The organism is Vibrio sp. V08_P9A1T1 (assembly GCF_963874405.1).
In the GTDB taxonomy this organism is placed as follows: Bacteria; Pseudomonadota; Gammaproteobacteria; order Enterobacterales; family Vibrionaceae; genus Vibrio; species Vibrio anguillarum.
In genome coordinates this window covers 1-7652 of the sequence record NZ_CAWNIB010000072.1, presented here as the reverse complement: position 1 = coordinate 7652, position 7652 = coordinate 1, and the positions used below count along the sequence as shown (strand labels likewise).

The 7652-nt window shown below is 42.2% G+C and carries 10 protein-coding genes; 3 read left to right on the top strand and 7 right to left on the bottom strand.

The features are described from left to right. Positions 1 to 238: 238 nt before the first annotated feature. From AACT21_RS03930 to AACT21_RS03900, 7 genes are all read right to left on the bottom strand, one after another. Entirely contained in the window at positions 239 to 511 is a 273-nt protein-coding gene (locus tag AACT21_RS03930; RefSeq protein WP_017049628.1) for a hypothetical protein, read from the bottom strand. A 346-nt stretch (positions 512 to 857) separates the two neighbouring features. Continuing rightward, the gene (locus AACT21_RS03925) at positions 858 to 1742 is read right to left on the bottom strand and encodes an HD-GYP domain-containing protein (RefSeq protein ID WP_094164267.1); all 885 of its coding nucleotides are present in this window, start codon (positions 1740 to 1742) and stop codon (positions 858 to 860) included. Between the two features lie 23 nt (positions 1743 to 1765). Next, positions 1766 to 3376, bottom strand: coding sequence for a methyl-accepting chemotaxis protein (locus tag AACT21_RS03920; RefSeq protein ID WP_094147522.1), 1611 nt, complete (start codon positions 3374 to 3376; stop codon positions 1766 to 1768). 3 nt (positions 3377 to 3379) lie between these two features. Next, positions 3380 to 3871: a DoxX family protein gene (locus tag AACT21_RS03915; protein WP_094147523.1), complete on the bottom strand. Its 492-nt coding sequence runs from the start codon at positions 3869 to 3871 to the stop codon at positions 3380 to 3382. Further along, complete coding sequence (locus AACT21_RS03910) at positions 3862 to 4611, bottom strand: HvfC/BufC N-terminal domain-containing protein (RefSeq protein WP_166538059.1); 750 nt, start codon at positions 4609 to 4611, stop codon at positions 3862 to 3864. The genes AACT21_RS03915 and AACT21_RS03910 overlap by 10 nt, the downstream gene beginning before the upstream one ends. Before the next feature lie 23 nt (positions 4612 to 4634). Continuing rightward, the gene (bufB, locus tag AACT21_RS03905; RefSeq protein WP_094147525.1) at positions 4635 to 5495 is read right to left on the bottom strand and encodes an MNIO family bufferin maturase; all 861 of its coding nucleotides are present in this window, start codon (positions 5493 to 5495) and stop codon (positions 4635 to 4637) included. 4 nt (positions 5496 to 5499) lie between these two features. Next, positions 5500 to 5796 (bottom strand): BufA1 family periplasmic bufferin-type metallophore, encoded by a 297-nt coding sequence (locus tag AACT21_RS03900; protein ID WP_094147526.1) that lies wholly within the window; start codon positions 5794 to 5796, stop codon positions 5500 to 5502. 225 nt (positions 5797 to 6021) lie between these two features. Between AACT21_RS03900 and AACT21_RS03895 the strand changes: the two genes are divergently transcribed. From AACT21_RS03895 to AACT21_RS03885, 3 genes are all read left to right on the top strand, one after another. Then, on the top strand, positions 6022 to 6876 hold the full coding sequence (locus AACT21_RS03895; RefSeq protein ID WP_240507671.1) for a type IV toxin-antitoxin system AbiEi family antitoxin: 855 nt from the start codon (positions 6022 to 6024) through the stop codon (positions 6874 to 6876). 94 nt (positions 6877 to 6970) lie between these two features. Next, positions 6971 to 7123: a hypothetical protein gene (locus tag AACT21_RS03890; protein ID WP_157726750.1), complete on the top strand. Its 153-nt coding sequence runs from the start codon at positions 6971 to 6973 to the stop codon at positions 7121 to 7123. A 57-nt stretch (positions 7124 to 7180) separates the two neighbouring features. Further along, complete coding sequence (locus AACT21_RS03885; protein ID WP_094164266.1) at positions 7181 to 7402, top strand: hypothetical protein; 222 nt, start codon at positions 7181 to 7183, stop codon at positions 7400 to 7402. Positions 7403 to 7652: the final 250 nt, after the last annotated feature.

Genomic DNA, 7652 nt, shown 5'->3' with positions numbered 1-7652 from the left:
GTATTAACCTAACTGGTTAAAATAGTTATGGTGACCTCTAATTCTCCTCTATTTTCGGCTTCACGTATCACTTAGCCGAATAGGTTACCCTGCCGTAAGTGATGAGAGTCAGGTTTCAACCTTTGCGCGTGTCCATTAAAATTATTTTAGAAAAAGCCCGTGACTACTAAGCCGATTTCTACAAGGCGTCGCTAATTATGGGGCAAAAAAGCGTGGAATCGTATGTGCAAAGGTGGTGTTAATGCGGTAACTCACGACCAAAAGCCATTACGTACTTCACCGCTTCTCTCAGTACAAGTTCATTAAAGTTGATCGATAGGCCTGCATCGGTCAATACAATTATTAAAAGTATGTCATCGTCCACCAAGTCGTTCATTAAATGCCAATCGATTTCTGCGGAATCGGTTTGCATCAAAGCTTGACTCATCATATCAAGAAGCTCGACTAAACATTTGTCACTATCCAGTTTTGCTCGATGGATTTGAGCTAGAAGTAAGGTCTTTGTATTCATACCACTAGGGTAGTGACTTTTGAATATCAGTAAGTATGAGATTCGACTGATATATTGTGACAACTGATATATTGTGACAACTGATATATTGTGACTTTTAACAAACTTCTGGACATTTCCTTGTCAGCGACTCCTCTACATTAGAAAGTAATGAATTAATCTGCGTAATGCGAATCCGCTTTTTAATCAGAAAGTTGACTATTTATTAATGGGCATTCTAAACTTAGTCAATTCTTAGTCAATTCTTCGTCGGAAGTAATACGACGAGGATTATTACCGACACGACGGTGCCTCTATTACTGAGACGATAGAATCTAAAGCCTCCCTAATGCAAGGCTTTTTTTGGTTAAAGTAAGTCATCGATTGGAGTGTTTTTGATTGTTTGAACAATTACATTTTTTATCAGTTTATAATCTGGCTCGCGTTTTTGGTCTTTTGATACCGTATTCATTGTCGGTTTAATATTGATTTTTTGCCCTTCATTTATCAGTTCAACCTGAGATAAACACACTGGACAGTGTAAAGTAGAGCCAACTTTATCATTTCGATACCGAGTAATCGTAGGACCACATGTGGGGCAATTATGCAGCGGTATTTGGTCGTCACTATGCAGGATAATCTCATCGAATTTGCTTTCCTTACCTAACTCAATGAAAAGTTGACCAACGGTAGGATCAAATTGAGAGCCTAAATTGTCTTTAATGATCGCTAACGCTTTTTCTTTACTCATTGCACTTCGATAGGAGCGTTGACTCGTCATCGCATCAAAAGCGTCACAAATTGCTACAATTTTAGCTTCTAGTGGAATGTCATCTTGCGCCATTCCATTCGGATACCCCATCCCATCAAAACGTTCATGATGTAACCCAATACTATCTATTACGATTGAAGAGAGTGGATGGTTGAATATTAAGCGCACCCCCTCGGTAGGGTGCGTTTTTATCACAGAGTATTCTTCGTCTGTTAGAGCACCTTGTTTAGTAAGAATATTATCGGGAACACTGATTTTACCAAGATCATGTAGGAACCCTCCCAAAGTCACCCTTGCTATAGTTTTTCCGTCTAAGCTCATTGTTTTAGCTAATAGGTTGGCGTATTTCGATACCCGCCAAAGATGACCTCCTGTGTAAGGATCTTTTGCTTCCACAACCCAAGCCAAGATTAATAAGCTTTCTAGCAACTTTTCCCTATCGGTTGTTCTGGAAGTAAATAAGTTTTTCCATAGACTCATATTAACCTCTCATGAATACACCGCTATGTGCGGAAACTCGCTACGGTATTATGAAGTTGTTGGGACGTATCACCCAATACTTTGGTGATCTCTGCCACTTCATCAGCAGCACTTTGGTTTGCTCTCGTTTTTTCGACAATTTCTTGGACATGAGCCGCAATCGAGTGACTTTCTCTCACTTGTTCGCTCACAATTAAACTTAATTTATCTAAACTTTCTAATGAATGTTGAGCGCCCACACGTAACTCATCCAACGGTGTGATAATGCCACGAATTAAGACTGTTCCTTTTTCCATACCACTTTTACCTCGTTCGATTTCAAGGATAGATTCTTTAGCTTGTTGAGTGATTTGTGCAATCACAAGATCGATCTTTCCTGTTGCATCGGCAGTTCTAGTCGCTAACGTACGGACTTCATCAGCGACAACTGCAAAACCACGTCCACTTTCTCCTGCACGCGCCGCTTCAATCGACGCATTAAGGGCAAGTAAGTTGGTTTGATCTGCGATCTCACGGATCACACTCACCGTATTAGTGACTTCTAAAACGCTCTGTTCAAGCTTGGCGACCGTTTGTGCCGACTTCTCAACCGTCGCGGCAATAGTGACAATTTCGTCTGATACTCTTACGATCTCTCGCGAACCTTGAGAGGCCATATCATGCGCTTTACTGGCTTCATCACGAGTGGTTTGAACATTAGAGGCTAAAGAAGAAATACCTTCAGAGAAAGTCGCGATAGAAGATTCAATAGCCTGTGCCAGTGAATTTTGCTCCGCAGAGCCACATCTAACCTTATATGAAGCACTTTGCAAAGCCGTTGCTGAATGATTAACTTGTATTGAGCTATGGTTAATGGCGGTAATCATATCTCGTAAGCGTTCGCGCATGTTCGTCATCCCAGACAATAAGTCTCCAAGCTCATCTTTGCGTGTGACCATGTGCATATTGCTCAGGTCTCCCTGGGTAATAGCCGTCGTTCCTTTCACCGCTTGGCTAAGTGGCATCATAATTGAGCGGGTCATAAACCAAGCCATAAACGCCCCTGTAAAGAGTGCACAGATGCCCAATATCAGGACTGTGCGAATCGAGGTATGAACGAGTTCAAGCGTTTCGGTTTGGCGTTGTTCCATGGATTGCTGCTGGTATTGAGCCAGCTCTGAGGTTAATGAAAGCAAGCTTTTTAACGACTGATGAGTAGGTCCTGACATGAGTCTTATCGCTTCGGGACGCTCATCAAACTCCAGAGCCTCGACCGTGGCCGTAAAGTGCTCATCAAACTGTGCTCGTAAAACTGACAGTTGTTTCAACTGTTTCTGCTCTTGCTGAGTCGTCATGAGAGATCTCAACGCTTCAAGAGCGGAGTTAATTGACGCGTTATGACGATCAATATCCTTATACATATTGACGCGCTGGTCACGTTCATTGAGTATAAAGAGCAACAATAGACGCCCTGCGGCACTTTCTGAATGGAGATTAATAGCGTGGGTTAACTCTGCACGGCGAGAGTCTTTTTCAACCAACGTGAGGGTATTCGCTGCTAAATTCTCTAAACGTAATGCAGCAACCACAGCAATGGCCGCCAAAAAAACCAACAAAACAGCATAACTTAAAGAAAGCCGAGACCTTATACGCATAATTTACCTCACCACAAACCACCGAGTTAGAAGGTTATCTACAGAAATAAAGCCTGGACCACGAGCGACCAAAAAGAGTAAAGCAGCCGCCCAAACGCCGTGTGTTGCGTAAGCATCTGGGTAGACAAATATTTGAATCACAGTCGTCATGCCAAGTAGAGCAAGTGCAGAGAAACGAGTAGCAAAGCCGATCAAAATAAGTAGTGGGAAAAAGTGCTCGGCAAAAGCCGCCATGGGTGCGGCTATCTCTGGTGGGATAAGTGGCAATTGATACTCGTAACGAAATAAATCGAGTAAGGAATCCGAATAACTAGGCCACCCAAGTTTAAATTCGCCAGCGACAATATCGATAGACAACCCTTCGATCTTAGTTTGTCCCGATTTCCAGAAAATGGCCGCGATAGAAAAACGAGCCAGTAAAGCGATGATAGTATCGGGTATACGAGTGAGCAACTTGATGAATGATTGGATCAACGTAATAGTTTTCAGTAACATGGACTACTCCCTATGGAGACAATATTGATGATGGCTTGGTTTCGTATTAACCAAGCTAACGTATAGGAAAGCTCAAATTCCCCCGCTTGTTGGACCGCCTCAGCAAATGAAACTCCATCATTCAACAACTTAATAAAATGAATGGCATGATGATCTAAGCATGTGATCGCTACACTTACATTATGCCTAATCACTACCACGGCTTCCGAAGCCGAGATATCAATGTTATTAAGGTTAACCCGTTCGTTTTGGTGAGCAGACCAAATAGAGGCGATTGGATATTGAGAGTCAAAAGTGTTTAAAGAGGGATGCAATATAAAACAAGTTTGTTCTAAGGCGACCTCATCAGACAGCCATGCCGCTAATGTTTCCTGAGATATAGGCTCAGCATCAGCAGCATGCCAAGATTCAATTCTCATCCACTCTAGCCGAGCAACATCAGCAAGATAAGGCACACCCGAAGCAGGAATAAACGAAGTGATAAAATCAGGGAATTCAGACCCATACCAAACCAAAACAGGAGAACTAGGAGGATGACCTTTGATAAACTCGCGTGCCATTGCTTGAAAAAAGGCTTCACCTACCAAAGATTGAACGACTGGATAGCTATCGGTGAGGGCATCAATTAACGACACAATCACATTGTTACGATAGACGGCAAAGCGCATTTCAGGATCAGAGCCATTCCAGGTTGTTAAACCTTCGGGACAAGATTCATCTGAAGCCAAAATATTTGCCATCCACTGTGCTTGCCTCTCCCTGTTCATAATTTCACTTTAACCTTATCCATAATATCTTGTGCTTGCTTGGCTTCCGCAGCTAACACGGCAAACGCTGGAATATTGTTATCGCGTTCAATCAAGGTCGGTTTTGGTCCTATGCGTTCAATCACAAAACGATACCAGCTCCATACTTCTTTACTGATAGGTGCTCCATGACTATCAATTAAAAGTGACGATCCTATCGAATCAACATCTTCGGCATAACCAGCAAGGTGGATCTCCCCAACCGCAAACAATGGTAGTGCTTGGATATACGACGCCACGTTACGCCCGTGGTTCACACAAGAAATATAGGCATTATTCACATCCAGCAATAAACCACATCCCGTGCGCTTGATTACTTCGCAGATAAACTCTTCTTCAGAAAGGTCAGAGCAAGAAAACTCAACATAAGTCGCTGGATTTTCAAGTAACATCCGATAACCCAACTTTTCCTGTACACGATGAACATGTTCACAGACACGCGACAGCGTTTTTTCATGGTAGGGGGCGGGCAGCAAGTCGTTTAAAAAAGTACCCTGATGGCTGGACCAAGCAAGATGTTCGGAAAAGGCCTCTGGTTGATAGCGTTTTATTAGCGTGGCTAACCGATCTAAATGTGCTTCATCCAGCGGATCCTCACCACCAATAGAAAGACCAACACCATGAATCGAGAGCGGATAGTTTGCTCTGATCTGTTCAAGATGGTGATGAAAGGGGCCTCCTGGCACCATGTAGTTCTCAGCATGGACTTCAAAAAAGCCCATATCAGGCTGAGTATCGAGGATGGTTTGAACATGTTCAGGTTTCAAACCAACCCCGATAGATGCTGGAAGACGCGAGATAGTCTTCAAATTCATCATGTTATTACGAATTTTTCTCTTTAAATTCTTTTAACTGACCAAATCCAGTTGGTGAGGTTTGAGATACGGTTTGTTCACAAGTGCCTTTAGGAACAAGTGACCAAGCATTACCTTGGTAATCTCTTATCGATGTGCCAGCACAAGATGTACCAGCACCTGCTTTACAATCATTTTTCCCTTTCAATGCCACGCCGTAGCATTTTTCTTTATCTTTCATTCCCGCTTCCGCTGGAGCAGCAGCCATTACCAATGCGGTGCTTAGAGCTGTGACTAGTGAGGCAGAAACCATTGCTTTATTCATAACGTATCTCCATTTACTTTCGTTATATCCATTCATCTTTGCTTAAAAGCAGTTTGACTCTCAGGCGATCAATGGTGTTTTTCCTACTCTCATCAATCAGACGAGAGTAAAGCTGTTGAGCTATCCAGTGGCGATAAATGACAGTTTATTTAGCCACTTTGATGCTTGCGTTTTTTAGCTCTTACCCATTTGTCGTGCATGACATCTTGTTTCTTACAGCTAAAAATGACAGTTAATGGTCAGCCGATAAGGTTTAATATTTTCCATGCTCATATACATCGTAAAGAAAGTATTGAAAGCTATTTGAAACGACGACCAAAAGCAAACGACATACTTTTCTGTAATCACCTCAGCGATTATCTTAGGCAGTTATGCCATGACTCAAACATCAACTATGCCGATGACTCTGGAAACGTCAGAGTGATGACTGGTGACTTATGCATATTCATTGGTAATAGACCTCCGATAAAACAAAATAAATCTCACCAGTTTATGACTATCGGTATCATGAAGTGCTTATTTGCTCTTTTCGCTGAAAAGGACCTTATCAATGAGACCTACGCGAATATTGCATCTAAAGCTGACATTTCGGTTGGTATGGTTACAAAGGCAATGAAGTACCTTATTGAAAACAACCATATAGTAAAGAATAAACGCCAAAGAAGATTTTTAAATGAGCCAGAGCTGCGTTATGAATGGTTGAAAAGCTATGGCCACATTTTAGCTCGCTATCATCAGGTGACGACTTATCCTCCTGTTGACAATTGGAAAGATATCTTATTGCAGCCAGGAGATGTTTGGGGTGGAGAAGTGGCCGCGACTCAGCTTACAAAATATAACCACCCTTACGAGATACTATTGTTTAGCCGACATCAACCGGTCAAGTACTCTATCGGGCATAAAGAGTTACCACCTCTTAAAGTAATAAAGCCATTTTGGGGCGAGTCTTTAAAAATTGGTCAACCTGCGTTGGCATTACTAACTATTGCTGAGTTGCTACTATCTAAGGATGCGCGCAATAGAGAAGTGGCTTATCTTATCAATGATAAATACGGAGAGTTCCACACATTACCTTTGTGAACTTTGTTATGTTAGGAAGTTCAAAACTGACTTTCATAAACATAGGAATAGCAAAAATAGAATCATACTGGCAAATTGGTGGATGGGAGGTTTTATGACCGAGAAACAACGCAGAGCTATCTTGTACCGTGCCGCTCGTAACCGACGAAACGGTTTGCATCTTAAAAGTGACGATCACCTTGAGCGTAGTGTTAAGGAATCACGGCAGTGGCGAGAATCCATTGAATTGAAATCATCTAGAACCTAAACCAAATAAATTTAAGCACTACTGATTAATCTTACACTATAAGCAGGGATAAAATGCATGACTGACCCATACTTAAACTTATTGCCGACATTAGAAGAATTCGAACTGCCAGACGTTCCCTGGAAAGTTGTTGACCCATCATTGTTGCCGAAAGCCACTCTTTCAGCATTCGATTCATTTATGAGCGGAGCTAGCGTTCCTCATAGAGTATTCGTTTATAGCCATGACTACTCGCGTTTCTGCATGCTCGTTCGTAGGGGAGATATAACGTTATCTTAGAGAGCGAGTTAATTCATGTGTTATCTAGCAGTTTGTGCATTCTATCATCGGCTGTACCGAACCGGTCTGAATCAAAGATGGACAGAAATCATTCAGAGCAGAAGTCTGGATTGTGTACTTCCCAAAACAACCCCCATTCTAAATCAACCTAAACCGTTCACTTCCCATTCTAGCGCTGCCGAAGACGTTTGCTCTTCCAAGATGAATTTGTCACGACCATTGTCCAGTAAACTGATAGCCAAATAAGTAG

Bases quoted from the DNA above. Each gene is read 5' to 3' on its own strand.
- AACT21_RS03910 (WP_166538059.1), bottom strand. From the start codon at position 4,611: ATGGCAAATATTTTGGCTTCAGATGAATCTTGTCCCGAAGGTTTAACA.
- AACT21_RS03885 (WP_094164266.1), top strand. From the start codon at position 7,181: ATGACTGACCCATACTTAAACTTATTGCCGACATTAGAAGAATTCGAA.
- AACT21_RS03925 (WP_094164267.1), bottom strand. From the start codon at position 1,742: ATGAGTCTATGGAAAAACTTATTTACTTCCAGAACAACCGATAGGGAA.
- AACT21_RS03895 (WP_240507671.1), top strand. From the start codon at position 6,022: ATGACAGTTAATGGTCAGCCGATAAGGTTTAATATTTTCCATGCTCAT.
- bufB (WP_094147525.1), bottom strand. From the start codon at position 5,495: ATGATGAATTTGAAGACTATCTCGCGTCTTCCAGCATCTATCGGGGTT.
- AACT21_RS03900 (WP_094147526.1), bottom strand. From the start codon at position 5,796: ATGAATAAAGCAATGGTTTCTGCCTCACTAGTCACAGCTCTAAGCACC.
- AACT21_RS03920 (WP_094147522.1), bottom strand. From the start codon at position 3,376: ATGCGTATAAGGTCTCGGCTTTCTTTAAGTTATGCTGTTTTGTTGGTT.
- AACT21_RS03930 (WP_017049628.1), bottom strand. From the start codon at position 511: ATGAATACAAAGACCTTACTTCTAGCTCAAATCCATCGAGCAAAACTG.
- AACT21_RS03915 (WP_094147523.1), bottom strand. From the start codon at position 3,871: ATGTTACTGAAAACTATTACGTTGATCCAATCATTCATCAAGTTGCTC.
- AACT21_RS03890 (WP_157726750.1), top strand. From the start codon at position 6,971: ATGACCGAGAAACAACGCAGAGCTATCTTGTACCGTGCCGCTCGTAAC.